This window comes from Brevundimonas sp. UBA7838 (assembly GCF_002500885.1).
GTDB classification, from domain to species: Bacteria; Pseudomonadota; Alphaproteobacteria; order Caulobacterales; family Caulobacteraceae; genus Brevundimonas; species Brevundimonas vesicularis_C.
The window spans coordinates 1-24,358 of the sequence record NZ_DLTK01000043.1 but is presented as its reverse complement, the minus strand read 5'-3'; the positions used below and the strand labels follow the sequence as shown (position 1 = coordinate 24,358).

Genomic DNA, 24,358 nt, shown 5'->3' with positions numbered 1-24,358 from the left:
GGTGGCGGCGGCTACGATCCCGACCCCGGCGGCGGCGGCGGCGGCGACCAACCCATCATTACGGCATGACCATGAGACCGGCCTTAACGGGCCGGTCCCACGGCTAAATATCACTACCCCTTCAAAATATTCAGGAGACGCATGTCCCAGACCCAAACCGCTGCGGAGCAGTATCAAACCCTCGTCACTCAAGAAGCCGGTCTGCTGACCGCGAAGGCTCGCCTTCTCGAACAACTTGAGACGACCAACGCCCAACTGACCGCGATCCGCGCGGCCCTCCAAGGCGACGTGACGCCGGTCTGGTCCGTCATCGCGGACAAGCCGTCCTTCTACCCCTCCAACATCACCAATGTAGCGGGTCTGCAATCGGCTCTGGATGCGAAATCGAACACGGGCCACGGCCACGGCATCGCCGATGTTACGAACCTTCAGGCGGCTCTCGACGCTCGCGCCCTGACCGGCCACGTCCATGCGTGGACGACCATTACGGATCGCCCGACGATCTTCCCGACCGACATCGCCAACGTCAGCGGCCTACAGGCTGCGCTCGACGGCAAGTCGAACACCGGCCACGCTCACGCATGGACTGCCATCACGGATCGCCCGTCGATTTTCCCCACCGACATCGCCAGTGTCAGCGGCCTTCAGGCTGCTTTGAATGCCAAGGGCAACCTTGCTGGCGGGAACACATGGACCGGCGGGCAGACACTCAATGGCGGGATCACCGTCAAGGACAGTCTGACCATGACCGGCTCTGACCCCTATTTCCGACGAGACAGCAACTCGGCGGCTTGGGTTCTGGCTGGCGGACAGGGCTGGACCGACACGGGTGCAGTCATCGTCCTGCATGGCAAGGACCACGCCACAAGGCCCGGTCATGTGCTGATCAACGGCGTCGTTGGCGCCGCGACTTCAAGCCTTCAGATCGACGGTTTCAAAGACATCATCATGAACCGTCGCCCCACCTTCGCCGGGGCTACGCCTTGGGACACGTCCAACTTCACTCCCTCAAGCAAGGTTAGCTGGACTGACACGAACATGGACGGCGGGGCCTACACGGTCGTTCGTCGAAACGGCGACGGGGGCGGCTTCTTCACGGGCCGACTTCACGCCTATTCGCAGACCGCTACAGTTGATGTCTGGAACGGCGGGATGGAAATCCAAGAAGTTCAGAACGTCGGCAATACACAATCCGGCCATGCCTATGCTCCGGCCCTGACCTTCCATTGGAAGAACGTCGCGGCCCGATCCCTCTTCATGGGTTCGGACGCTTGGCTCTACATCGGTGTCCAAGGGGACAAGGGAAACTTCGGCAACCTCGGGGTCAACCGCCTCTCGTCGGACGGCAACGAACTCTGGCTCCAAAAAGCCAAGGTCACGAAGCTGAAAATCCACGAATACGGCATCAACGCCATCGGGAACTGCGACGTGGATGGGGGTGTCTTCATCCGATCCAACGCGCCCACTATCACCCTGCAAGACAGCGATCACCGCTCGGCGATGATCCACGTCAACAGCAACCGTTTCTATGTCCTGCGTGGATCGGGCACGAATGCGACCGGCTGGGAAAGCACGGGCGGTGGCTGGCCGCTGGAAATCAACCTCGACAACAACGACGCCTATTTCGGGGGTCAAATCTACGGCGGCAGCAACAGTTGGTTCAGGGTCCGTGGCTCCGGCAACGGCATCTATTGGGAGAACCACGGCGGCGGCTGGTTCATGCAGGACAGCAGTTGGATGCGCGTCTATCAGGACAAGAACATCTACACTGGCGGTCAAATGCGGGCGGTTGATTTCACCTACCCGGACGGGGGACGTGTCGCCCGAACAACCAACTCGCAGTCGGCTCCCTCGGGCGGCAACGACGGCGATGTTCACATCGTGTGGTGACGCATGAGCATCACCGTCAGATCGGGCGGAAGCTGGCGCACCGCCACAGCCGTCCACGTCAAAAACAACGGATCGTGGAAGCCCGCGAAAGAGGTCTGGGTGAAATCGGGAGGGACATGGCGCAAGGGCTGGTCGGCCCGCACCGTCACGATCTTCGTCCAATCCTCCGAACAGGTTCGGACGAATTGGGGCCAATGGAACGAGCAACAGTATGACCGGATCACCTTCGGAATTTCGGTCAATCCCTACCTCGCTCCCTCATCCTATTCGTGGGGCAACGAGGTCTCTGGGACGGCATCAACCGCCGTCTTCACCGGGCCGACCTACAACACCAACGGCTTCATGTATCAGAGCTTCGGCAACGCCTACTGCTCGGTAGTGATCGGCGGTCAGACCTACGAACTATCGCTCGATTTTCAATACACCTCCGGCGATCAAATCTAATCCTCCCCCCACAATCGAAAGGTCTAATGGACCCCACTCACAACACATCGAACTCCGACCCAGCCTTGGTGCTGATCCTCGGGGAAATCAAAGGCCAGCTTGGCACCTACATGAAGTTCATGGAGACCTTGCAGGGAAAGCACGACAACCTCGAAACCCGGACGCGCGCACTCGAAAACGCGAAGTTCTGGCTCATGGGCGTCGCCGCCGCGCTCGGCGGTCTGGCGGGCTTCCTCGTGGACCTCTTCAAGTCATGAGCAACCGCGCTTCTGAAAAGGCGATGGACCAGCTTCATGCCGTCGTCGCCCTCCTGCTATCGAACGAACTCTCCCGCGCCTCCATCCGCGCCGAAGAGAACCCAAGCGACCCCAGCAAGGCGATCTCGCCTCAACTGATCGCCCAAGCCATCAAGTTCCTCAAGGACAACGGCGTCGCAGCCTCGGCGACATCGCCGCGCCTCGACGATCTCACGGCGAAACTCGCAGACCTCGACCTCGACGACGAGGTGCTGTCGGGGATGACGCCCCAATAACCCAAGCCCCTCGCAGACCGACCGCTCGCCTTCACCGGCGGGCGGTTGGGTCATGCCATGACTGATTGAAACAACGCCCCGAAACGCCCCGCGAAAAGCTCCAGCGATCCTTCATCAACTTCGTCCGCTACGTCTGGCGATACGTCCTCGGCCTCAGGAACTGGACAACGACATCATACGACTGCGCCTCGATCTTGTTGAGGATCGAAACGCCGGAATGCATGAGATCGAGAGAGCGGTCTCGCTTCTTGAACGGAAGCGCGCCAGCCGGTCAGCCTGATTTCTTCGGAGCCTTGCGGGCCTTCACCTCCGATAGCTTCGCAGCCGTCAGGGCTTCGACCTGTTTCTTCAACGCTTCGATCTCGCCAGCTTGGCGATAAAAACCAATTGAGAGGTCCGACACGACACCGGACAGGCCGCGCGGCGTGAAGCCATCCTCACGCTCCCGCGCGTCGCCGAACGTGCAGTTCTCAATCTCACTGTCCAGACGATCCAGCTTCATGCGAAGCGTCTCGACATTGTCCGATACGACGCCCTCGATGGTCGTCATGCGAGCATTGGCCTTCACGATGTGGTCAGCCAAGGCCGCGTTGGTTTCCTCGACAGCGAGACGCAGCGAGGCGACTTCGGTCGAGAGTTTCGGCAGGTCGATGCCGCCGGTCAGAATGGAAAGGATCATGCTGATATTTAGTCAGCGACGCCTCGCCGGAAATCCGCATATATTCCCAGCATGGCAAACGGCACAGCTACAGAAGTCGATGTTCAGATCGGCGGTATAATCCGAGATCGGCGAGCAGCCCTCGGCATGACACAGGCCGAACTCGGCAAGGCCATCGGCGTCACATTCCAGCAAGTTCAGAAGTATGAGCGCGGGGTCAACCGCGTGTCCGCCGCCGCACTCCTGAAGGTCGCAGACGCTCTCCATTGTAGCGTCGCGGACCTTTACGACGACCCTGATCCAAACGGCCGATCACCTTCCGAACGCGCCATCCTTAAGCTATGGGCGCAACTCCGTCAGCCCGAGCGGGATGCCGTTGTGGCCATGATCCGTGAGTTCACACGCAAGGAGTAGGAGCAACTACCGTGACTTGTGTGGCGTCCGCAGCTTCGACATATTGCGAAGCTATGGTTTCATATGATGATCTTGCCGCCGGTAGCGACATTCACATCGTTGTGCATTTGTCAGGCGCGATCCTGATCCAGCCCCGCCCGGAATGTGAAGAAGAGTTCGATACGCTGGTAGCGCACCTCTACGAGGTCGAGGACAGAGGCTTCGCCATTTTCCCAAAGGTCGGACCCGAGAGGCTATATGTGTCAGCCGAGATCATGCGGCTGAACTGAAACCATCGGCTCCACTCGGCCAACGACGAACCCCGACTCGAAAGGCAATCAGAGAGGCAGGATCACAGCCCGCTCATAACCCATATGGCCGTCGCTCGTCGGCAGGATGACGAACTCGTCCGTGGGCCGGTTGATGAGATCACGAACAAGCTCCGTGAACTCTTCCGCGTGGTCGTCGTCACGAACGAGAATGAAGCCGCCCTCGCCGGTCGGCTCCACGTTGTAGGCGGACGAACCCGCCTTAAGGCGTTCAAGCAAGCGTCCCATAACGTCGGCTATTGAAACTTCAGGTTGGCTGCAATGTCCAGCCCAACCCTACCGCTGTAGGTTGCTCCACTTTCGGTTCGCTCGCTCAATCGCCAGCCGCTGGGCTTCGTCGTGCCCCTCGTCCCAAGCCGCCGGGCGCAGCGCGATCTTGAATAGCTTCTCGCCTCGACTGGAGTTGCGACGCCCGATCTCCATCGTCGTCGGATACATCCCGCAGGTCCGACAACGGAACCGTAGACTATAAAGGTAGTCGTCCGCTAACCGTGCCCCGACCTTCCAGATGTTCATCTCACGATGGGTCCGACAGCCCTCGCACGTCACGAGGACGGTGATGGCAGAGTCCGTCACGAGGTCACGGGCTGTGACCGTCTCTGGCGTCCATAACTCGGGTGGCTTCGACTTCATCAGACGGGTCGATCCGTCTTCTTCATCGCCTCCATCTGTTCTCGATAACGGACCTTCAGCAGCGCGTCGGCGATCCTCGCTTCAGTCCGCTTCTTGGCGGCGGCCCACTGCGCGGGAGTTGGTTGGCGGTCGTCAGACATCGGCTCAACATGTTCTCGTCTTGTTCTCATTGCAAGACGGCTGGCATGATGGTCCACAGACTGCGGATAACGCAGGTCGCTATTGACGCTGCCGCGCCCGTAAGGGAGGGACCATGTTGAAAGCTCTTGCCACTTTTGCTTGCCTGATGATGCCTACCGTCGCGATGGCGCAATCGCCCGATCTACCGTCGCTTTGGACATGCGTGTCCGAGGCAAGATCGGCCTGCCAGAGCGGAGTTTGCGGCGTTGCTCCGGGGGCGTCGCGCGCCGAAGTGGATTTGGTGAATTGGTCCTACGCGCGTTGCGGTCAGTATTGCTTCGGCGGTCAAGAGAACCGATGGAGTGAGGACGATTTCGGGAACATCGTAATCCAGTCGGAGACCCTTCCCCAGACCTTGGTCATCACGCCAGATGATGGCTTCACCGAACTCGCCTACGTCAACGACACAGCTATCGTCAGCGGTGGCACCTGCTCCCCAGACGCTCGCAACCGCTCCAAGGTCTCGGTGACATTTATCGAAGCGTTCGAAGCGTTCGACGATTGGCAACGGGCGGCGAACGCCGCGAACCAATAGGTTCAGTCCAACTCAAAAAGAGCCATCGCGGCGGCGACCTGCGGCCGAATTCTGCGAGCCAACCCAAACGGATCGCTGGTGATCCAGATTTTGAAAGCCAAGGCATCGGTGCTGCGCTCGAAGACCACGGCTTGTCCAGTCTCGTAGAACCAACCGCTCGCCTCGTAGTGATCGAGCCAAGCGGCGACCATGTAGCGTTGCTTCGGAGGCCAGTCAGCATAAGTCGCCCGAACGAAGCTGAACGGCTCGCGAGTGACTGTCCACTCGTCGTCGGTCAAACGTCTCATTTAACCTTTTTCGGGCGACTGACGCTGATCTTATCGAGCATCATGTAAGGTTCCACGCGAGCGTTGTAGTCCTTGGTCAAGCCCGCGATCTCGTTCAGGTGGCTCTGCCAAATCTTCATCCATTCGTCATGCAGCGGACCTTGATCGTCGAACTTCTGAAGCATCCTCGTTCGGGCTGTGATCATGCTATCGGTCTCTTTGGCGATCTCATTGAGCTTGGAATAAACGCCCTGACCAAAAAGAAAGCGCGCCTCTGCGATTGCTTCTTGCAGGTCAAGCACCGTTTGCGATGTCGGCTCGAAGATTGATCTTGGCACACCGAGTTTTATCCCTTCCTCCATTGAGCGCGCCTTCAGAAGTTCAGTGATTTTCTTGTGGACTTCGTAGCGACGACTGAAGAGGTCGAGGGCGAGCTTGTTCTTCGCCGTGATCCACTGCTGATAAGCGACCCAGCCGACGATGGCCGCGACGAAAGGTGTCGCAAGGGCTTTGAGAATTTCGAGAACGAGCGTCCAGTTCACGACGCACATTAGAACCGTCCTCCCCGAGCATTGATGTCCTCCATGAGAACGTGCAGCGGGCCGGGCCAGATCACTCCCGCTTCTGTGCCTCGGTTCAATAGACCGGTGACATGCTGTGCACTGATCGGCCCCGAGGATGCCAGTGAGGCATAGGCAAGGCTCATGTGGTTCAGGAGGCCGAGGATCGTCTTCTTCGCCTTCCGCGACGCCATCCAGACCTTCGGAAGCATGATCGTCCCCCACGCAGCCTCCAGCAGCCAAAGGCAGGTTAGGATCAGGCCGACCAGCCACAGCCAGTCTTCGGGGAACAACCCGATCTTATGAAGGCCCCAGAAGATCGCGTAGCCGACGAAACCCATGATCGCGGCGATGATCCTGCCGCCGAGCCATTCGAGGATGAGATTACGCTTTAGGACGTTGGGCGCCAGCAGCGGAACGTGCGGAGCGTTGATGGTGCTTTGAGCATACTGCGCGAACTCCATCCCGACGAGCAGATCGACCATGAGCCTATCTACGGTCGCGGTTTTGACAGGAGCGTTGACGTAGGCACCCGCCGCTTGTTCGATGTCGATCCGCATGAATTCTGGGAGACGGTTGCCCTTTACGTCTTGGATCATGCTGTCCCTGTGCCTCCAGACCCGCCCACGCCGGTCGTCATCGTCTCTTGGAAAGCTCCAGTAGATATTCTCGATAGGTTGGATAGCGTCGTGCAGATACCGGTCGAACGGGGCCGTCTCCCAACGATCACCCGAGGTTTCGGGATAGTGACCGGCTGCGACCGCTTGCACCGCCGCTTCTTCCGACGCCCTGTTCACCAGATACTCGTAATCTGAATACTGCGGGTGATCATCCCCGAGTTGGACGGCGACAACCTTACGCACCCAGTCGCGACGGTAGTCGTTGATTAGTAGTGGTTCCGTGATTGTCGTCATGGCTCTCCCCCGAGACACGCGAGGGTGGCAACTGCACGGCCCAAAATCCAGATTGAAATTTGGGTCGCGTATCCGAAGTGGGGAATATACGCATCCCGCAACTGTCAGCCCCCCGGTGGGGGTATCGTCCGGGGACCGTCAGGCTCGACGCTGGCCAGCGCGGGACGGCATAGGCGATGCGCGGGGAGCCGCGTTTCCGATTCCGATGCGATGCCTTGGCATCGTTTCGGGCACGGTCTGCCCGACGCTCTCGCTAAACCCTTGTGATCGCTTGCCCTCGTTCCCGTAAGTCAGGGGACATAGGCCATGCGGGATCGTCAGGCCCAATGCGCCAGCACATCGAGCGACGATCCTCGCGCGTGATCTAAACGCGCACGCGATGGGGTCTCGACCTTGCGCGTGTTAGACCCTGCCTTTTTCGTTGACGACATTTTTTGCGTTGACAACATGCATTCAGTGATTCAGGTTTGCGGGATCGAATGCATCAACGCAAAGGTTGACCTCAATGCTTACCGAACTGCCCGGCGACTTCACCCGCCTGATCGAACTGACCGGCGGCCACTATGACCTGACTGTCTGGGTCCGCCCGGATGTCGATCTCGACTCCACCTTCGAAGCCATCTGCGACGTGACCGGCGACCGCCTGTCGGTCAACGGCTGGCTGTTCTGCGAAGCCTAAACCCGCGTCAACGCAAACAACGGATTAAAACAATGAAAGCTGACATCTACCAAACCGTCACGGATTCCATCATCGGCATGCTTGAGGCTGGCGTCCGCCCTTGGGCGCCGCAATGGGAGGCCGGATCGTGCGGCCTTCCTGCAATCCCGACCCGCGCCAACGGGGAGGCGTATCGGGGGATCAACGTCGCCCTGCTTTGGGGCGCGGCCGAAATGAAGGGCTATCGCCATCACACTTGGATGACCTTCAATCAGGCCAAAGAGCTTGGGGGATGCGTCCGCAAAGGCGAGAAGTCGTCGCCGGTGATCTATTGGGGGTCGTATTCCAAAGAGGACGAAACCGGCGAGGAAGAAACCCGGCTGTTTGCCAAGGGCTATGCGGTTTTCAACGTCGAGCAAATCGACCATTTGCCGGAACGCTTCTATGAGGCCGCGCCTGTCGCGGCGACGGCCGTTCCAAGCGTTCACGGCGCCGTTCGACGCTCGCGACGCCAAGGGCAAGGGTCTGGTCGGCAATGCCGTCCTGCAATCCCGCTCCGCTTCGTCGCCGGGCCTCGTTGGTTGGTCCACCGGCTCCGCTTCGCTCGTGTAGTTTCCGGGGGCGGGTAGCTCCCTCTATTATACCCTTCAATACCTACTATAGTAATAGAGGGTGAACCCCTCCTGAAATACGGGCCTTTGGCCGTTCCCTCTATAATAGAGGGAGACCCCTCAAATACGGTGTTTCGACCCTTATTTTGGCTCCCTCTATAATACAGGGCGTCACGCGCTCGCATCCTGCTCGGCGCCTGACTTTCCTGAACTACGGGGGAGCGGGGTTGCGGCGGCGGCGCGAGGCGGCGTAGCACGGTCAGGCATTGATGCACGGGGCTACTATGTGTAGACAGGGGGTGCAGCACACAGCGTGTGGGGCACTCGTGCACAATCAGGTGCACGGGCCATTCGGAAAAGGACTCCTTTCCCATGACTGACCTGAACAACTCCGCATCCATCGCCGCCATCGTCGAGAGCTTCCGCAAGGAAATGATTGATGTCGTGAACCAAGCGGCCGACGACCTGCTGGACACCCTCACCGGGGACTCCGGCGCGCACCCTGTCGCGTCGGTGAAAATCCCGACGCTGGCGCAATGCCAAGACCCGAAGAACAAGACGGAGAACGGCGTGAACCTGACGGAACGCGGCGTCGAAGTCCTCTATCGCCTGTTCGATGACGGCGCGGGCTACAACCGCGCTTCGAAGTCCCTCGGCATCACCCAAACCGCCGCCCGGCACCGTAAAGGCGCGTGGGAGAAGGCGGGCGGTCGCGACCGCGTTCGCAAGGAACTGCCCGGCATCGACTGATCGCATCACGCCGCAGATGCAAAGCCCTCGGAGCAATCCGGGGGCTTTTTGTTTTGTCTGGATCGCGTGAAACTCGGCCCATGAACCTGTCCGACGCTTTCGACCAATACGTCACCCCCGCGCTGGCTGAATACCATGCGGCCGAAGTCGCTCTGTCTGCCGATGAACCAGATGCGGAGCTTTTGGTTAGGCGCCGAAGCCGCGCGGCGGCGGTCGAGCTTCACCAGTTTGCAGATCGCGTGTTTCATTCGAAGCCCGCGTGGCTACCTGCGCTTAGGGAAGTCAAAGAGGTGCGGGACTGGCTGGCCTCTACCCTAACCGGCGTCGCCGTGGCCGATGTGGGTCTGGTCGGCGATGTCGCGGAACTGTCGCCCCGGATGCTGGCTCAAAAGCTGCTGCTGTTCAGCCGCGCCGATGCGAACGCCCAGACCACCCGATCCGAAATCAGCAAGACCCGGACCCGGCTGCACGAGCTTGAGAACCTGTTGGTCACGCTGGAAGCCGAGATCGTGGAAGCGGCGGATTATGCCGAAGCTTATTTTCTACGGCGAGGAGACATGGGTTAGACAACCTCGGCGAGCGGGATTAAAGCAACGCTCAACCGGAGGAACACAATGATCGAACTTTCTCACGCTCTGCCCAAGGACAGCATTGAGACCCTCGTGCCGGGCGCGACAACCGAGATTATCGCCACAAACGTCAAAGACTGGAAGGCCAAGAAGCCCTCACAAGTCCCCCCATTGTGCCTCTACATTTGGGACGAAATGGTTCATCGGGGACTGGCGAAAAAGCCCTTCAAGATCGCTCCTTGGACCGAGAACGCTGACCATAAGGATGGCATCTACTCGTTCGTTCAGAAAGAGTTGGGCGCAGCACCCGTCACAAAGGTTTTCACCGCTTCGATGTATCGCCCCGGTGAAACATCGTCGTTTGCGGATGTGTCCCTTGTTCGGTGCTACCCAAATGACATTCACATCTGCGATGTGGAATTCTCTGACTACGACAAGCCCGTTTCGAAAGACGACCCCTCGTCAGAGTATCGCGGCTGGCACGGACTTCATGTTTTTCCCGAGTTCATCGAACGGCTTACCGAGGTCGCCAAATCCCAAGGGGCCAAGCGGATTTCGCTTATGGTAGCCCACCCACCGCTTCGGGCCGTTTTCGAAAAGTATGGGTTCGAAGTCAGCACGACCGAAGTAGCCCAGAGGGCCGCGCAGATTGGAATGGGCTTCCCGATGATCCTCGAACTCTAACCGTCGAGTCACAGCACGGGTCATGGACTAACGCGGTTCGGCCGAGCATCATGCCAGCATGAACATCTTTGACTTCGTGACGCAGGAAGAAATCGACGCCCTACCGGAGGACGCGCGAGCAGCATTCGGCGAGATCGTTCGAATAGCATCGTCGCGTCTGACCGGCGAAGTGTCGCGACACGATGTGGATGACAATAACGGTTGGGAAGCCATCAACGAAGCCCGACACGGCTTTATGAACACCCTGATCGGTGTCGCGAAAAGCTACGATGTAGAGCCGTTTGCGAGCCTTGAAATACCGGACATCAAAGACTTCGGACCTGATGACCATCGCAGGTTCAAGGCTCGCCTCGACCATTACATGGCTCAACTCGTTATCGGCAACTCGCTCCGGGGCCAAAGGGCGTCGGTAAGGATCGCCGACAATGTGAAAGATGACATTCGAGGCTACATCCACGGCTTGAAGGGAGCGATTGACGCCTCCGATTTGTCAGAAGGTAAAAAGGCGTCGCTCCGATCCAAGCTTGCCGCGTTTGAAGCGGAACTCGATAAGCGGCGGGTCAACCTGATGGCCCTGACCTATCTGATAGTCGATTTGCTGGGTCAGCCGGGTGCAGTTTGGGCGTCGTATGAGTTGGTTCAGGCCCTCGCCAACAAGACAATCACAGCCGTCCACGATCAAAAGAGCATTGAGGACGAAGAACGGGCACTGGCTTTGCCCGCACCGATCAAACAGATTACTGATGCCCGGATCGCCACACCGCCCCCGCCGCCGCCTCGCCCAGTAGGCCCGCGTGAAAGCTACGATCTCAACGACGACATTCCATTCTGAATGATCCGTTTCACGGTCGTGGTGCAGTGTCCCGATACATCTGCTCAATCGCTTCGTTGGCAGCCGCTCGCGCTTCCTTTTCAGCCAACTCCAGTTCGGCCCCGACTTCGGCGTAGGCGGTCGCCGCGCACTCTGAAAGCGATCTGATAGGGCACGAGTATACAGCACTCGTTATGTAGCCCTCGGGATAGCCGAAGCCTTCTCCAGCCTTCGATGCGGTCAATACGATTGCGTAGGTCGTGGATGGACCGACCGTGATTGTGCTGGTGTCCATGCTCGTGACGAACAGCTTGAACTGCGGCCCTTCGCTGGTGACTCGGAAGGAAGCCGAGCGTCTGAATTGGTCTCGCAGCAAAAATACGAACTGTTGTCCGCCTCGGTCCTCGCCGTGGTGGACGATCTCGACGGCAAACTTTTCCGTTGGTTCGCCAATGACCTGTGCGCCCGCGAACGTGAGTGCTGACAGTAGCTCGATCACGACTTTCCCTCCCTGAACCCTCGAATCGTATCACCGAAACCGTGCCAGACCGTGCCAAGCCCGGCGGCGCGGGCCTGAAAATCGTGCCAACCGTGCCAAACCATGGGCCACGTTGCTGATTTCGTTTACGAAAATGGAGAGCGGGGAAACCGTGCCAAGTGCCAGATTTCCCCGCTGAAACCGTGCCAACCGTGCCAAAAACGGGCCATTTGGCGCGTCTGGCACGGCACGATCCGGCCCGATGGCCGTAAGTTATTGGTTTTGCTTGGAATGAATGGCGGAGACGGAGGGATTCGAACCCTCGGTACCCCTTACGGGGTACGACGATTTAGCAAACCGTTGCCTTCAGCCACTCGGCCACGTCTCCTGCGAGGGCGTCGATAGCGGAGGCTGATGCGTCGCGCAATCCGGTTCGCGAGAAAGCGTCCACGTTAACGCGACATAGAGGCCAAAGCGGCAGTATCGCGGCCGTCATTCGCTCCTGGATCGCCTGTTGCTCGACCGTCCCGCCAGTCTCGCCGCCAACCCGCCGCTAAAGAGCCGGCCGTCGCGCGGGCCGTTCCGCCCGGAGATCTGGCTGAATGCGCGCGAGCGATCGTCCGTGCGGCTGTCGGCGCACTATTTCCGGCTGATCGACGTGCTAATGGTCTGCGGATTGGCGTTCAGCGCGGTTCTGACGATCCAGCCGACGGGCTTGGCCTCGATCACGGTCGGCGACGCCGCGCCCGTGGTTGTCGGCGCCGTTTTGGTGCTCGTGCTGATGCGCGCGCTTCAGCTTTATCGATTCGGGAGCGACACGCCCTGGCCTCTGCATATGACGGGCGTTGTGGGCGTGGGAGTCGTCTCGGCCGGCGTGGCGCTCGTGCTGGGTTGGCTGATGGACCGCCCGGCACTGGACGTCATTGCGCCCTGGGCGCTGACGACGACGGCCGCCGTGGCGCTGTTGCACGGCTTGTGGCTGGTCGTCATTGCACGCTGGCGTCGGCTGGACGTGCTGTCGCCCAACATCGTCATCGTCGGCGCGACCCGACACGCGCGACGTCTGATCGAACAGGCGCTGGAGCGGCGTGACATGAATGTGCTGGGCGTGTTCGACGACCGGCTGGCCCGATCGCCCGACAGCGTCGCCGGCGTGCCGGTGCTGGGGACCGCCAAGGCCCTGCTGACCCACCGGCTGACGCCCTATGTCGACCGGATCGTGCTGGCCATCGATCCCGAGGCGGGCCAGCGCGTGCGCGACCTGACGCAGACCTTGAACGCCCTGCCCAATCCGCTGACGGTCCTGGTCGATTCGGAGTTGGGCCGCGACGGGCTGCTGAACAGGCTGGCGAATGCGCCGCTTGCGTCTTTGGATGGTCCTGCCAACCCGGACCGCCGCGCCTTCAACAAGCGGATGCAGGACCTGGTGATTGGCGCCGCAGCCCTGGTCGTCGCTGCGCCCATCATGGCCCTGGTGGCTCTGGCCGTGCGGCTGGATAGTCCCGGCCCCGTCTTCTTCCGCCAACGCCGTCATGGCTTCAATCACGAGACCATTGTCGTGTGGAAGTTCCGCTCCATGCGCCACGCCGCCGCCGATGCGACCGCAAGCCGCCAGGTCTGCGCCGACGACGACCGCGTGACCCGTGTCGGCCGCTTCATCCGCGCCACCAGCCTGGATGAACTGCCGCAGATCTTCAACGTCCTGTCCGGCGAGATGTCCCTGGTCGGCCCTCGCCCTCACGCGATCGGCATGAAGACCGGCGAAACCGAATCCGCCCTGCTGGTCGCCGAATACGCCCATCGCCACCGCATCAAGCCCGGCATGACCGGCTGGGCCGCCATCAAGGGCTCGCGCGGACCGGTGGACACCGAGGCCCAGGTGCGCGAACGCGTCCAACTGGACATCGAATACATCGAGCGCCAGTCCTTCTGGCTGGACCTCTGGGTGATCGCCATCACCATTCCCGTCCTGCTGGGCGACCGGGCGGCCGTGCGTTGAGCGAGAAGCGCATGTTCTGGCGCGGCGTCTGGGGCTATCTGCCGGCCCAGATCGTCCAGGGCGTGGTCGGTTTCCTGACCATCTTCGTCTTTACGCGCCTGCTCAGCGCCGACGACTTCGGCCATTACGCCCTGGCGTTTTCGGTCACGACCCTGGCCCACACCGTGACCTTCACCTGGCTGGAGGCGTCGATGGCGCGCTTCTGGGCGGCCGAGCGCACACCCGAGGGAATGGCGACCCATTTCGCCAGTCTGTACCGCACGTCGTTCACGATCATCGCCGTCTTCACCCCGATCGCGGCCCTGATCGTGTGGCTGGCGCCGCTGACGCCGGCGTTCAAGATCGCCGTCGCCTTCGGCCTGGCGGGCGCGCCCGTGCGCAACCTCGCGAAGCTGGCGCAGGAGCGGTATCGCGCGGCGGGCGAGGTGTCGAAATCCGCCGCCGTGGACATCGGCGTCGCCATCCTGGGCTTTCTGGTCGGGGCCGGATTCGCCCTGGCCGGCGCCGGCGCGGCGTCGCCCCTGCTGGGTCTGGCCATCGCCCCCCTGTTCGCCCTCCCCTTCATCCTGCCGGGCGAATTGCGACATGCGACGGGCGGGACCTTGGATCGCGTCCGGCTCAAGGCCTATGCCCTGTATGGCTATCCCATCGCGGCGTCGCTGACGCTGGCGCTGGTGCTGGCCTCGACGGATCGGTTCCTGCTGGCGGCCTTCATGGATGCGGCGGCGGTCGGCGCCTATCACGCCAGCTACAGCCTGGCGAACCGGACGCTGGACGTCATCTTCATCTGGCTGGGCGCGGCCGGTGCGCCGGCCATGGTCATGGCGCTGGAGCGCGGTGGGCGTGAGGCGCTGCGTCAGACGGCCATCGAGCAGGGATCGACCCTGATCCTGATCGGTCTGCCCGCCGCTGTCGGTCTGTCGCTGGTCGCGCGGCCGCTGGCGGAGTTGATGATCGGCCAGGATCTGCGCGCGGCCGCCGCCCTGGTCACACCGTGGATTGCGGCCTCGTCCTTCCTGTCGGGCATGATCGCCTATTATTTCGGCTTCGGCTTCACCCTGGGTAAGAAGACCGGCCTGCTGCTGGTGACCATGGCGATCCCGGCCCTGTGCAACGTCGCGCTGAACCTGATGCTGATCCCCCGCATGGGCGTGACCGGCGCCGCCGTCTCGACCACGGCCAGTTTCGCCATCGGCCTGATCGCCTGTATCCTGCTCAGCCGCCGCGCCATCGCCCTGCCCATGCCCTGGGAGGCGCTGATCCGCTGCGGGATCGCCTCCGCCGTCATGGCCGGGGTCGTCTGGATGATGCCGCCGCTGGGCGGTTTCATGGAGCTGATGCTGGACGCGAGCGTGGGCGGCCTCGTCTATGCCGTCGTCGCCCTGACCCTGAACGCCGCAGGCGTGCGTGACGTCCTCATGCGCCTGATCCGCGCGCGCCGGAGCATGACGGCGTGAGCGTCCAGATTCACGACAACGCCGCCTGGGCTCAGGCGACGCCGACGATCTCGGTCCTGATCCCCTTCCTGCGCGACGATCCGCAAGGCCTGTTGCGCCAACTGGACACCGAGGCCCCCGCCCTGTCCGGCGCGGTCGAGTTGATCCTGCTGGACGACGGCACCGCCGACGCCGATCTGACGACCCGGCTTCAGGCGACCACCGACACCCTGCATCTGCCCGTCCGCCTGATCACCTCGGCCGCCAACGAAGGGCGCGCCAGGGGCCGTAACCGCCTGACCACCGCCGCCCGAGGCGAGGCCTATCTGTTCCTCGACAGCGACATGCGGCCCGACACGTCCGTCTTCCTGCAAAACTGGCTGCGACTGACGAAGGATGACGCTCCCGCTGTGGCCTTCGGCGGCTTCTCTCTCGATCAGGCGCCGACCGACGCCCGGTTCGCCGTCCACCGCGCCCTGTCCGGCGCGTCTGAATGCCTGCCGGCGTCCCAGCGCGCCCTGACGCCCGAGAAATACGTCTACACCTCCAACCTGCTGGTGCGCCGCGACGTCTTCGCCGCCGAATCCTTCGATCCCGGTTTCAGCGGCTGGGGCTGGGAGGACGTGGAATGGGCCATGCGCGTCTCGCGCCGCTTTCCCGTCGTCCATATCGACAATCCCGCCACCCATATGGGCCTCGACACGGTCGAGGATCTGGCGCGCAAGTTCGATCAGGGCGCCGCCAACTTCGCCCGCGTCGTCGCCCTGCACCCCGCCATCGTCCGGACCTATCCCAGCTACAAGGCGGCGCGCGCCCTGAAAAGCCTGCCCGCCCTGCTGCTGGCGCGTCGCCTTATAAAACAGGCCGCCTTGACGACGGCCCTGCCGGTCAAGGCCCGCGCGTTCGCGCTCAGGCTCTACCGCGCCGCGGTCTATGCGGACGCCGTCTGACATGGGCGATGTCGCCGTCATCATCCCGACCCTGCGCCGCCCCGACAGCCTGGAGCGGGCTCTGCGTTCGGTCTTCGCCCAGACCGGATCGCTGCACCGCGTCGCCGCCATCGTCATCGCCGACAACGACCCGGAAGGGTCCGCCGCCGCCCTGATCGAGCGACTGCGCGCCGAGGCGCCCGTCCCACTGTCCTACGCCCACGCCCCCGTCCCCGGCGTGGCGACCGCACGCAACGTCGGCCTGTCCGCCACGGACGCTTCCCTGATCGCCTTCCTCGACGACGACGAGGCCGCCTCCCCCGGCTGGCTCAGTGCCATGCTGGACGCGCAAGGCCAGACCGGCGCCGATGTCGTCTTCGGCCCCATTCGCGGGCGCGTGCCGGACAACACCAGCTGGACCACCGCCTATCTGGAGCGGTTCTTCGGCCGCGAAGGCCCGCGCGAGACCGGCCTGACCGACGACATCCACGGTTGCGGGAACAGCCTGATGGTGCGCGCGACCGCCCTGCCCGGCGAGGCCCCCTTCGATGTCGCCATGAACGAGACGGGCGGCGAGGACGACCGGCTGTTCACCTCCCTGTCGGCGCGCGGCGGCCGTTTCGGCTGGGCCGCCGACGCCTGGGTGGATGAGTTTGCACCGCCGCACCGCGCCACGCTGACCTACGCCCTGACCCGCGCCTTCGCCTATGGCCAGAGCCCGAGCCAGATGGCCGCCGACCGTCGCGACTGGCCCGGTGTCATCAAATGGATGCTGGTCGGTCTGGCCCAAGCCGGTGTCTGGGGCGCCGCGTCCCTGATGTCCGCCCTCCTTCGTCGTCCCGACCGCGCCCACACCTATGACCGCTGCGCGCGTGGTCTCGGCAAGGTCCTTTGGACGAAAGGCTTCGAGCCGAAACTCTACGGCGCGGCGATGCTGAAGCGCCTTAGGGCCTGATCAGCGGATTGGCATGTAGCGGCAGGTGAAGTCAGGATCGCCCCTCATAAGGCTGGGCTTGAGGTGAATATACAGGCGTTCGCCGCCCGCAACGTCGTCCAGCGCAAACGCCTGTTCGGCCTCATACATCTCGTCCCGGTGCGCGTCCGTCCAACCCTTGGCCAGTTTGATGGCGCGCGCCTTGGCCGCCGGCAGGCTATCGGCGACGACGAAGACATTGCGGTGCTGCTCGGCGAACGCTACCCCATCGTAGCCGCCCAGGTTGACGTAATAGAGCTTCTCCTTGCCCTGATAGGGCGTGGGCAGAAGACTGACCTCATAGCCGTCTGCCTGCGAAATCTCAGACCAGCAGTCGATGTGCAGCGTCCCTTCACGTCCCCACCACTGCGCCAGCAAGGCGTCTTTCGTCACTTCGATCGTGGGGGCGACGAGGAACCGCATATCGTGCACCTCGATATTGGCGCCGGGGTGCTCTCCGCCGATGTAGATCGCAAACAGCTTCATTCGTCCTCGCGTCAGGCCGCCGTATCGGCAAGATCGACCGCAGGCTTTGCGGTATTCAGGATCAACGCCAGTCGCCGACCGACGATCCCGCCCATTTCGTGCGAACTGGTGATCCCTTGCGCGAAGGGATGCCGCCCCATGATGAACGGCAGGCTGAGACAGAACAGCCGATCCATCGGCAGAGGCGCGTCGACCGGCCGAAACATGTCATCGACCGCAATCCCCCGGATAACATCGGGCGCGTCATTCGCAACCTGATCACGCACGATCCCTTGCTCCAACAAGGACAAGAAAGGAAACTGGATGCCGCTCAGAGCCGCTTGCCCCGTCGCCTCGATGAAGATCGGGAAGTGGCGCGTCGTGTCACCGATGGTCACGCGCGCGCCGCCTTGGGGACAACGCGTATCGACATCGTGGTCGTCGCCCAGCGCGATGACATTCAGCCGTCTGGCGGTGTGCAGCGCCAGCATCCGCTCGATCGATTCGTGCGGCACACCGGCGTAGATATCGACAAAGATCGGCTTGAAGGCGCGGCTGAACCGCTCGAACTGGATGCTGTCCAGATGGGGCACGATGACGGCGACGATTTCATGCATGCGCAGGATGCCGTCGCGCCAGGCCACCGTCACCTCTGCGGCATGGTTCGCCTGCGCCTCCTTCAGGTTCGCGGCGGCCCAGACGAAGGGATCAACCGATGCCCGCCGCGCGAAATAGCTCTCGGCGAAGGTTTCCAGCGTCGCGTCATGCAGTCCCGTCTCGGCGGCGTAGTCCGGATCCAGATGGATCAGTTCGGCTCGAAAAAGGTCGAACACGGCGTCCAGCAGCCCGTCAGGACCGCACGCCACAGCCGCAGCGACAGCCTCGGGCGTACAATAGGTCAGCGGGCGATGCGGCAGCGGAAAATAGAAATCCGCCTCGGGCAACAGTCCCTTTCGCGACATCATGGCGATGTGAAAATCTTCGGTATCGGACGCGGGCTGATAGATCAGCCGATCATCCTGTCGAACGAAGTCCCCGTGCGACGTGGCCAGGGCGACGGCCGCATCGATGGCCGTCAACGACGACCCCCGAATGCCGATCTGCGTCGCCGGAACATCCGCGAGGTCAGATGCGGGCCAGGGGCTGAGGAAATATCCGGGCTGGGCGTCCGGCCGCGACGGCCACTGGTGACCCGTCGCCAGAACCACGTGGTCGAATACAGCCTTGGCGACCTTCCGCGACGGCGGCGACGTGAAGGTCAGCTCGATACCGTCCTTGCGGTTCGCAGCGTCGATGACCCGGCATCCCGTCTGCACATCTATGAGAACGCCCTTTGCGCGCGCTTGCTGAACCAGGGTGGCGAACTGACTTTCGAAGTATCGCCCCAAGGCGACACGCGGGACGAAGGTGCGCTCATCGAGCGACGCCCCATCCACGTCCAGCTCTGCCAGTTCGGCGGGCGTTCGTGCCGACAGCCAATCGGCCAACGTGTGCTCCAACGGCGGGATCTCTATGCTGGCGATATTGGACAGCATCGCCGGGTCGTTCCAGACCGGGCTGTAGGGGCTGCCGCAACCGGCCGTCTCTCGCGCCTCGAACACCGTGACCCGCGCCGAAACGACGCCTTGGGACAGCAGGGCATGGAGGGCGTAGAGCGTCGTCGGCCCCGCTCCGACGAATGCGACGGACTTTGTCATGGCCACACAATGCGCAAGACGCGCAAAGGCGCCGCATCCACGCCGAGTATCGCCCAAATGCTTCATTTTCTTGCTAAATGTGCGAAAGCGGACGTCGAAAATGTCGCTCAGAAAGACGTTAGCCCATCAGTCGCCGCAGGAACCCCGGCGCCTTGTAGGTCGAGCGATTCATGACCACGCCGGCGATCTTGCCGCCCACCGCCTCGATCTCGTCGCGCAGGATGACAGGCGCGTGTGCGGCCGTGCTTTCGGCGGCGATCACCAGGACCGTCATGTCCACGAAGGGGGCCAGGATGATCGCCATGTCGTTGCGGTCGGCGGCGGGCGCGTCGATGACGATGGTGTCGGCGTGTGGCCGCAGCGCCTCCCAATATCGGGGCTCTCCGACCGCCTCGACCCGGTGTCCGGATCGCAGCGCCTCCATGTGGAAATGCGTCACCCACAGACGGCCGCCCAGGCAGGACCGCGCCGTCAACAGTCGCGAGTCCGGCACCGGCTTTCCGTCGCGCCCGGTCACGCGCGGCGTCACGGCGTAAAAGCTTGACCCGTCGGGCGAGCCTTGCGCGGCCTTTCCGACCTGGCCGAAACGATCCGGCTCGGCCGACACCGTCTCCAACTGCCCCTGCTGGGCCAGATCGCCGTCGATCAGCCAGACGGGCTTTCGCGCCCGCACCGCCGCCAATCGGGCGAACTCTCGCGCAACGGTCGAGACGCCCTCGCCGGTCGCGGCGGAGGCGAACTGGATCACGCGCGCGCGGTGCGCCGGCGCCGGTCCCAGCGCCGCCCAAAGGCCCGCCATTTCTGAAGTCAGGTCGACCATCGAATCGCCAAGGCGCTCCCTAAGCCCTCAGCCTAGCACGACTTTCGCTAGGCCGCCTTGGCCGGCGCGACGGCCAGGACCGGCATGTCCAGGGTACGGCTGACCGAGGCCGGCGTCGTGAAGCCGCGCCGTGTGAACACGCGCAACAGGCCGACGCACAGGGCGGTGAAACCCGCGAAGAGGAAGACCGCCGCCAGCAGCGGGATCTTCAGGCTCTTGCCCGTCGCCGGCGGCTGGGCGCGTTCGATGACGGTGACGTTGTCGGCGCCGGCGGCGACCAGGGCGTTGTCGGCGCGGCTCTGGGTCTCGCGCTGCTGGAACTCTCGGATGGAGGCGCTCAGCACCTCGCGATTGCCGGCCAGCGTCGTGTTCTCGGATTCCAGCGCCGTCAGCCGCGCCTGCCGCGAACGGATATCGGCCAGCTGCCGGTCCAGAACCGCCAGACGCGCCGCCAGCGAGTCGCGCTCGGCCCGGGTGTTGATCCGCGTGGTCTCCAGCTCGGTCCAGACGGGATTCGGCCCGGTGCGGACTTCCTTCGCCCCAACGGCCGTGCCGGTCGCGACATAGGCTTGCAGTTGATTGATCCGCGCCTCGATGTCCTTCACCGGCTGGGCGTCGGGCTGATAGCGCGACAACAACTGCTCGCGCTCGGTGCGCAGTTGCAGCACCTGGTCCTGGGCCGAGATGTTGAGATCCTGCTGCAGTGCCACCTCCGCCGGCGTTCCCGCCTGCTGCGCCACCAGGGTGTTAAGCCGCTGAGCGGTCTGGTTCAGCTGGCTCTGGGTCGACATCCGGTCGGTGAAGACCGTCTGATAGGTCGCCGCCAGCGTCGCCTTGGCCGCGGTGAAGTCGCCGATATCATTGGACGCCAGGAAAGCCTCATAAGCCCGATCCGCATTACCGAGTTCATCCTCGAAAGCGATGCGCTGGCTGGCGATGGCCGGCGTCTTGTCCTGGAAGACTTCGCGGCGATAGATCAGATATTGCTCGATGATCGTGTTCAGCACCCGGGCCGCCCGTTCGGGATCGTCGGCCTTGTAGGTCAGGTGGATGACCGCGCTGCCCGGCGCCGTGGCGACGCCCAGGCCGCCGCCGACGGCTTTCAGCGCAGCGGAACGTGCGGCCTGCGGACTGCCCTTGGGCGGCTCGCCCAGGATGGCGGCGGGACCCAGCGCCTCGACCACCTTCTGACGCACCGCGCTGGAGCCCAGGATGGCGGCTTCGGAGTTGGCGACCTCGTCGCCCTGGGGCGCCTGGCCCCGCTCGGCCGTGCCGACGCGCGGTTGATAGACGTATTCCTGCCCCACGCCTGCGAAGACCGAGCCGGTGGCGGTGTAGCTCTTCTTCAGCGTCATGGCGGCGGCGAACCCCAGCCCCAGGATCACCACGAAGACGACGATCATCAGCAGCAGTTCGCGGAACAACAGGCCGATCACGTCCAGAACGCCGTAGCGCGGCCTTGTGGTGACGTGTGCGGTGGAGCGCATCGGGCGGGCCGAATCCCTTGAAAGGCGTGTTGTCGTCACCCTTCGCCCACCGGCGTTAACCGATGATTACCCATAACCGGCGAGGTTGCCTGATATCCCTCGTCGAGGCCGACCGATTCCCATGCTGACCGATCGCCGCCTGTTTCTGCTGACCCTGGGTTCAGCCTCCATCGCCGCCTCGCTGGCGGCCTGCGGCGGTGCCGGCGGCGTTCCCGATCCTCGGCGCGCCGACCGGTCGCCCTACGACGAGCTCGCCGGCCTGCCCTTCGCCCCCTGGACGGACCAGGAGCCGGAATATCTGCTGTATCCCGGCGACGAGATTGAGGTGGCGACGCCGACGGCCTCGGAGCTGACGCGCACGCTCAAGGTCGGTCCTGATGGTCGCATCGCCCTGCCCCTGATCGGATCGGTCATGGCGGCGGATCGCACCCTGCCCCAGCTTCAGCAGGTCGTCTCTGCGGCCTATGCTACCCAGCTGGTGCGCCCTGTTGTCGAGGTCACCCTGCGCCAGGCCGGCCCGATCCGCGTCTGGGTCGATGGCGAGGTGCGCAACCCGGGCGTCTTCGAAATGATCGGCGGTCTGGACGCCTATCAGGCGGTGATCCAGGCGGGCGGCTTCGCCCCGACGTCGCGTCAGGAAAGCGTGGCCCTGATCCGTCGCGGTCCGGGCGGCTCACGCATGATGCGGGTGGTGGACCTGCGTCCGCGTCGCGGCGAGGTCGTGCCCTTGCGGCGTGGCGACATCGTCTTCGTGCCGCGTTCGACGCTGGGCGAACTGGCGGCCTTCTTCACCCAGGTGCGCGCCGCCCTGCCGATCGGTTTCAGCTATTCGATCAACGGATCGAACGGCAACGGCTACGCTCAGTTCTGAGCCAGTCGTTTAGGCGACCAACTGAACCACGCCCTGGTCAATGTAGCGTCGCGCAGCCTTCTGGGCTTCGGCGATCTCCTCGCGTTCCATCTCCAGGCTCATCTCGCGGCGATAGACGCGCGCTTCGATCGAACCCTTCATGGCCGCCAGGTTGAAGATCATGTGGGCCGACACCCGGTCCATCGGACAACCGCCCGATCCGGCCGAATACATCATGCCCAGTTTGAACAGGTCGTCGCCGGACATGTCCGGGGTCGGCAGGGGCAGACCGTCGTCGTGGGCCTGCAGGTCGTGCGCCATTTCTTGCGCGTTCATCACCGTATCTCCTCAACGGGCGCCCTTCTGGGCCCGCCTCTGAGACGCCATCAAATACCGGTGGTTTGAAGTTAAAGTTAACAGCGAAACGGGTCGCACGTACTTTTCAGTAAAGCAGAAATGAATACTTCCGACGCGATTCAGACCTCGGAAATCTCTGATAAATCTCTTGTTCACCCCTCGTCGGCGCGGCCCACGCGCGCGCTGCAAACCTGACGGGATCGTTCAGCGGGCATTCAGGCGCGAGATCCGACCTTGCTCATCATTAACGGGTCGGATCGGCACATCCGTCGGCGGCCCAGCATGGAGCACGAAGATGAACCGCCTCACCAAGGCCGCCGTCGTCGCCCTCGCCCTGTCGACCACGGCCGTGCCGATGCTCGTTCAGGCCCAGGACCGCGACCGCCGCGAGTATCGTCAGGATCGCCGTGACGACCGCCGCGACTTCCGCCAGGAACGCCGTGAAGATCGCCGCGACTGGCGCGACGGTCGCTATGACAGCCGCCAGGACTATCGTCGTGATCGCCGCGACGACCGTCGCGACTACTGGGCGGAACGCCGGGACGACCGTCGCGATTGGCGCAACGACCGCTGGGACCGCAACAACAGCAACTGGTGGCGCGGCCGCTCGGACTTCCGGGGCTACAATGGTCCGCGCTCGGGTTACTGGTATGCGCCCAGCTACGGCTATTACCGGGTCGAGCCGCGCTACAGCGGCTATCGCTGGCGCACCGGCGGCTATTTGCCGGCACAGTATCGCAGCTACTACGTCCGCGACCCCTATGTTTACGGCCTTCGCGAAGCCCCGCGCGGCTATCGCTACGTCCACGCCGGCAACGACATCCTGTTGATCGCCGTGGCCAGCGGCCTGATCGCCAGCGTCCTCTCGGGCGTCTATTAAGCCCCGTCATAACCGGACGATCGAACCCCGCAGGTCTTGCCTGCGGGGTTCTCCTTTTTCCGACAGCCCCTTGATTGCGAACAGTGTTCAGCCTGGGTTCATCGCCACGGATCGATGATCGCCTCAAGCCGCCGGAGACACGGCGTGCAGGAACCAAAGACCATGAAACGCCTCCTGATGGCTTTCACCGCCATCGCCGCCGTCGCCGGCCCGCTTGCAACTCCGATGCAAGCCCTCGCCCAGGAACAGGATCAGGCTCAGCAGGAACGGCCGCAGCGCGAAGGGCGCGCCCGCGGCATGAATCGGCCCGAGCGCCCGCAGATGGGTCGTGAGGACGGACCGCGCGAGCCTCGCCCGGAACGTCCCAGCCGCCCCGCAAACGATACGCCCCGTCCCGAGCGCCCGTCGGGTGGCGAACGTCCCAATGCTGGCGGTCAACGTCCGGATCGTCCCGAAGGCGGCTGGAACCGGCCTGATCGCCCAAACACTGGCGGCCAGCGTCCTGACCGGCCGGAAGGCGGCTGGAACCGTCCCGATCGCACACACACCGGCGGCCAGCGTCCTGACCGG

Annotated in this window: 31 protein-coding genes, 1 tRNA gene and 1 pseudogene; 20 read left to right on the top strand and 13 right to left on the bottom strand. The window is 63.1% G+C overall.

The window, feature by feature from the left end:
* Window positions 1-141 precede the first annotated feature (141 nt).
* From pilV to B3T77_RS03035, 4 genes are all read left to right on the top strand, one after another.
* Window positions 142-1,890 (top strand): shufflon system plasmid conjugative transfer pilus tip adhesin PilV, encoded by a 1,749-nt coding sequence (gene pilV / locus B3T77_RS03050; RefSeq protein WP_292077092.1) that lies wholly within the window; start codon window positions 142-144, stop codon window positions 1,888-1,890.
* A 3-nt stretch (window positions 1,891-1,893) separates the two neighbouring features.
* Window positions 1,894-2,334: a hypothetical protein gene (locus B3T77_RS03045; protein ID WP_137721796.1), complete on the top strand. Its 441-nt coding sequence runs from the start codon at window positions 1,894-1,896 to the stop codon at window positions 2,332-2,334.
* A 65-nt stretch (window positions 2,335-2,399) separates the two neighbouring features.
* Window positions 2,400-2,591, top strand: coding sequence for a hypothetical protein (locus tag B3T77_RS03040; RefSeq protein WP_292077085.1), 192 nt, complete (start codon window positions 2,400-2,402; stop codon window positions 2,589-2,591).
* Window positions 2,588-2,866 (top strand): hypothetical protein, encoded by a 279-nt coding sequence (locus tag B3T77_RS03035; protein WP_292077082.1) that lies wholly within the window; start codon window positions 2,588-2,590, stop codon window positions 2,864-2,866. The genes B3T77_RS03040 and B3T77_RS03035 overlap by 4 nt, the downstream gene beginning before the upstream one ends.
* Window positions 2,867-3,137: 271 nt before the next feature.
* Here B3T77_RS03035 and B3T77_RS03030 read toward each other — a convergent pair whose 3' ends face one another.
* On the bottom strand, window positions 3,138-3,545 hold the full coding sequence (locus tag B3T77_RS03030; RefSeq protein WP_292077081.1) for a hypothetical protein: 408 nt from the start codon (window positions 3,543-3,545) through the stop codon (window positions 3,138-3,140).
* Between the two features lie 51 nt (window positions 3,546-3,596).
* Here B3T77_RS03030 and B3T77_RS03025 point away from each other — a divergent pair, with 51 nt between their 5' ends.
* A complete protein-coding gene (locus tag B3T77_RS03025) occupies window positions 3,597-3,938 on the top strand; it encodes a helix-turn-helix domain-containing protein (RefSeq protein WP_292077079.1) in 342 nt (113 codons plus the stop codon).
* Window positions 3,939-3,991: 53 nt separating this feature from the next.
* Complete coding sequence (locus tag B3T77_RS03020; protein WP_292077077.1) at window positions 3,992-4,207, top strand: hypothetical protein; 216 nt, start codon at window positions 3,992-3,994, stop codon at window positions 4,205-4,207.
* A 48-nt stretch (window positions 4,208-4,255) separates the two neighbouring features.
* Here the strand turns inward: B3T77_RS03020 and B3T77_RS03015 are convergent, their stop codons facing one another.
* Together B3T77_RS03015 and B3T77_RS03010 are read right to left on the bottom strand one after the other, a co-directional pair.
* Window positions 4,256-4,474, bottom strand: coding sequence for a hypothetical protein (locus B3T77_RS03015; RefSeq protein WP_292077076.1), 219 nt, complete (start codon window positions 4,472-4,474; stop codon window positions 4,256-4,258).
* A 404-nt stretch (window positions 4,475-4,878) separates the two neighbouring features.
* The gene (locus B3T77_RS03010) at window positions 4,879-5,019 is read right to left on the bottom strand and encodes a hypothetical protein (protein WP_292077074.1); all 141 of its coding nucleotides are present in this window, start codon (window positions 5,017-5,019) and stop codon (window positions 4,879-4,881) included.
* Between the two features lie 113 nt (window positions 5,020-5,132).
* Between B3T77_RS03010 and B3T77_RS03005 the strand changes: the two genes are divergently transcribed.
* Window positions 5,133-5,594: a hypothetical protein gene (locus B3T77_RS03005; RefSeq protein WP_292077072.1), complete on the top strand. Its 462-nt coding sequence runs from the start codon at window positions 5,133-5,135 to the stop codon at window positions 5,592-5,594.
* A 2-nt stretch (window positions 5,595-5,596) separates the two neighbouring features.
* On the opposite strand, the gene B3T77_RS03000 is transcribed toward B3T77_RS03005, so the two are convergent.
* Genes B3T77_RS03000 through B3T77_RS02990 form a run of 3 tightly spaced genes read right to left on the bottom strand, consistent with a single transcriptional unit; the run spans window position 5,597 to window position 7,334 of the window.
* The gene (locus B3T77_RS03000; protein ID WP_292077070.1) at window positions 5,597-5,881 is read right to left on the bottom strand and encodes a hypothetical protein; all 285 of its coding nucleotides are present in this window, start codon (window positions 5,879-5,881) and stop codon (window positions 5,597-5,599) included.
* Window positions 5,878-6,411, bottom strand: a complete 534-nt coding sequence (locus B3T77_RS02995) for a hypothetical protein (RefSeq protein ID WP_292077068.1) — start codon at window positions 6,409-6,411, stop codon at window positions 5,878-5,880. Before B3T77_RS02995 ends, B3T77_RS03000 begins: the two co-directional genes overlap by 4 nt.
* A complete protein-coding gene (locus tag B3T77_RS02990) occupies window positions 6,411-7,334 on the bottom strand; it encodes a hypothetical protein (RefSeq protein ID WP_292077066.1) in 924 nt (307 codons plus the stop codon). Before B3T77_RS02990 ends, B3T77_RS02995 begins: the two co-directional genes overlap by 1 nt.
* A 505-nt stretch (window positions 7,335-7,839) precedes the next feature.
* Here B3T77_RS02990 and B3T77_RS02985 point away from each other — a divergent pair.
* The 6 genes from B3T77_RS02985 to B3T77_RS02960 all read left to right on the top strand — a co-directional run bounded on the left by B3T77_RS02985 (window position 7,840) and on the right by B3T77_RS02960 (window position 11,438).
* On the top strand, window positions 7,840-8,013 hold the full coding sequence (locus B3T77_RS02985; protein ID WP_292077064.1) for a hypothetical protein: 174 nt from the start codon (window positions 7,840-7,842) through the stop codon (window positions 8,011-8,013).
* A gap of 32 nt (window positions 8,014-8,045) precedes the next feature.
* Complete coding sequence (locus B3T77_RS02980; RefSeq protein WP_292077063.1) at window positions 8,046-8,621, top strand: ArdC family protein; 576 nt, start codon at window positions 8,046-8,048, stop codon at window positions 8,619-8,621.
* A 354-nt stretch (window positions 8,622-8,975) separates the two neighbouring features.
* Window positions 8,976-9,353: a hypothetical protein gene (locus B3T77_RS02975; protein ID WP_088582149.1), complete on the top strand. Its 378-nt coding sequence runs from the start codon at window positions 8,976-8,978 to the stop codon at window positions 9,351-9,353.
* An 80-nt stretch (window positions 9,354-9,433) separates the two neighbouring features.
* A complete protein-coding gene (locus B3T77_RS02970; protein ID WP_292077060.1) occupies window positions 9,434-9,919 on the top strand; it encodes a hypothetical protein in 486 nt (161 codons plus the stop codon).
* A gap of 48 nt (window positions 9,920-9,967) precedes the next feature.
* Window positions 9,968-10,606 (top strand): hypothetical protein, encoded by a 639-nt coding sequence (locus tag B3T77_RS02965; RefSeq protein WP_088582152.1) that lies wholly within the window; start codon window positions 9,968-9,970, stop codon window positions 10,604-10,606.
* Window positions 10,607-10,664: 58 nt separating this feature from the next.
* The gene (locus B3T77_RS02960; protein WP_088582153.1) at window positions 10,665-11,438 is read left to right on the top strand and encodes a hypothetical protein; all 774 of its coding nucleotides are present in this window, start codon (window positions 10,665-10,667) and stop codon (window positions 11,436-11,438) included.
* A gap of 10 nt (window positions 11,439-11,448) precedes the next feature.
* Here B3T77_RS02960 and B3T77_RS02955 read toward each other — a convergent pair whose 3' ends face one another.
* Both B3T77_RS02955 and B3T77_RS02950 read right to left on the bottom strand, forming a co-directional pair.
* A complete protein-coding gene (locus B3T77_RS02955; protein WP_088582154.1) occupies window positions 11,449-11,916 on the bottom strand; it encodes a hypothetical protein in 468 nt (155 codons plus the stop codon).
* Window positions 11,917-12,191: 275 nt separating this feature from the next.
* Window positions 12,192-12,283 (bottom strand) — tRNA-Ser (locus B3T77_RS02950).
* Between the two features lie 126 nt (window positions 12,284-12,409).
* On the opposite strand from B3T77_RS02950, the gene B3T77_RS02945 reads away from it, so the two are divergent.
* Genes B3T77_RS02945 through B3T77_RS02930 form a run of 4 tightly spaced genes read left to right on the top strand, consistent with a single transcriptional unit; the run spans window position 12,410 to window position 17,214 of the window.
* Window positions 12,410-13,894 carry an exopolysaccharide biosynthesis polyprenyl glycosylphosphotransferase gene (locus B3T77_RS02945; protein WP_292077054.1) on the top strand — a complete coding sequence of 495 codons (1,485 nt, stop codon included), beginning with the start codon at window positions 12,410-12,412 and terminating at the stop codon, window positions 13,892-13,894.
* Window positions 13,891-15,351, top strand: a complete 1,461-nt coding sequence (locus B3T77_RS02940) for a lipopolysaccharide biosynthesis protein (protein WP_312184969.1) — start codon at window positions 13,891-13,893, stop codon at window positions 15,349-15,351. Before B3T77_RS02945 ends, B3T77_RS02940 begins: the two co-directional genes overlap by 4 nt.
* A complete protein-coding gene (locus B3T77_RS02935) occupies window positions 15,348-16,280 on the top strand; it encodes a glycosyltransferase family 2 protein (RefSeq protein ID WP_292077052.1) in 933 nt (310 codons plus the stop codon). The genes B3T77_RS02940 and B3T77_RS02935 overlap by 4 nt, the downstream gene beginning before the upstream one ends.
* A gap of 1 nt (window position 16,281) precedes the next feature.
* A complete protein-coding gene (locus tag B3T77_RS02930) occupies window positions 16,282-17,214 on the top strand; it encodes a glycosyltransferase family 2 protein (protein ID WP_292077050.1) in 933 nt (310 codons plus the stop codon).
* Here the strand turns inward: B3T77_RS02930 and B3T77_RS02925 are convergent, their stop codons facing one another.
* The 4 genes from B3T77_RS02925 to B3T77_RS02910 form a co-directional block, all read right to left on the bottom strand.
* On the bottom strand, window positions 17,215-17,718 hold the full coding sequence (locus B3T77_RS02925) for a DUF1543 domain-containing protein (protein ID WP_292077049.1): 504 nt from the start codon (window positions 17,716-17,718) through the stop codon (window positions 17,215-17,217).
* 11 nt (window positions 17,719-17,729) lie between these two features.
* Complete coding sequence (locus tag B3T77_RS02920; protein WP_292077048.1) at window positions 17,730-19,394, bottom strand: FAD/NAD(P)-binding protein; 1,665 nt, start codon at window positions 19,392-19,394, stop codon at window positions 17,730-17,732.
* A 118-nt stretch (window positions 19,395-19,512) separates the two neighbouring features.
* Window positions 19,513-20,214 (bottom strand): hypothetical protein, encoded by a 702-nt coding sequence (locus B3T77_RS02915; RefSeq protein WP_017506474.1) that lies wholly within the window; start codon window positions 20,212-20,214, stop codon window positions 19,513-19,515.
* A gap of 47 nt (window positions 20,215-20,261) precedes the next feature.
* Window positions 20,262-21,701 carry a GumC family protein gene (locus B3T77_RS02910; RefSeq protein WP_066551296.1) on the bottom strand — a complete coding sequence of 480 codons (1,440 nt, stop codon included), beginning with the start codon at window positions 21,699-21,701 and terminating at the stop codon, window positions 20,262-20,264.
* Window positions 21,702-21,822: 121 nt separating this feature from the next.
* On the opposite strand from B3T77_RS02910, the gene B3T77_RS02905 reads away from it, so the two are divergent.
* Complete coding sequence (locus B3T77_RS02905; protein ID WP_292077044.1) at window positions 21,823-22,572, top strand: polysaccharide biosynthesis/export family protein; 750 nt, start codon at window positions 21,823-21,825, stop codon at window positions 22,570-22,572.
* Between the two features lie 9 nt (window positions 22,573-22,581).
* Here the strand turns inward: B3T77_RS02905 and B3T77_RS02900 are convergent, their stop codons facing one another.
* A complete protein-coding gene (locus tag B3T77_RS02900; RefSeq protein ID WP_039247692.1) occupies window positions 22,582-22,887 on the bottom strand; it encodes a hypothetical protein in 306 nt (101 codons plus the stop codon).
* Between the two features lie 316 nt (window positions 22,888-23,203).
* Between B3T77_RS02900 and B3T77_RS02895 the strand changes: the two genes are divergently transcribed.
* Window positions 23,204-23,788: an RcnB family protein gene (locus B3T77_RS02895; protein ID WP_269219240.1), complete on the top strand. Its 585-nt coding sequence runs from the start codon at window positions 23,204-23,206 to the stop codon at window positions 23,786-23,788.
* Window positions 23,789-23,950: 162 nt separating this feature from the next.
* Window positions 23,951-24,358, top strand: a pseudogene (locus B3T77_RS02890) (hypothetical protein); the annotation flags it as partial.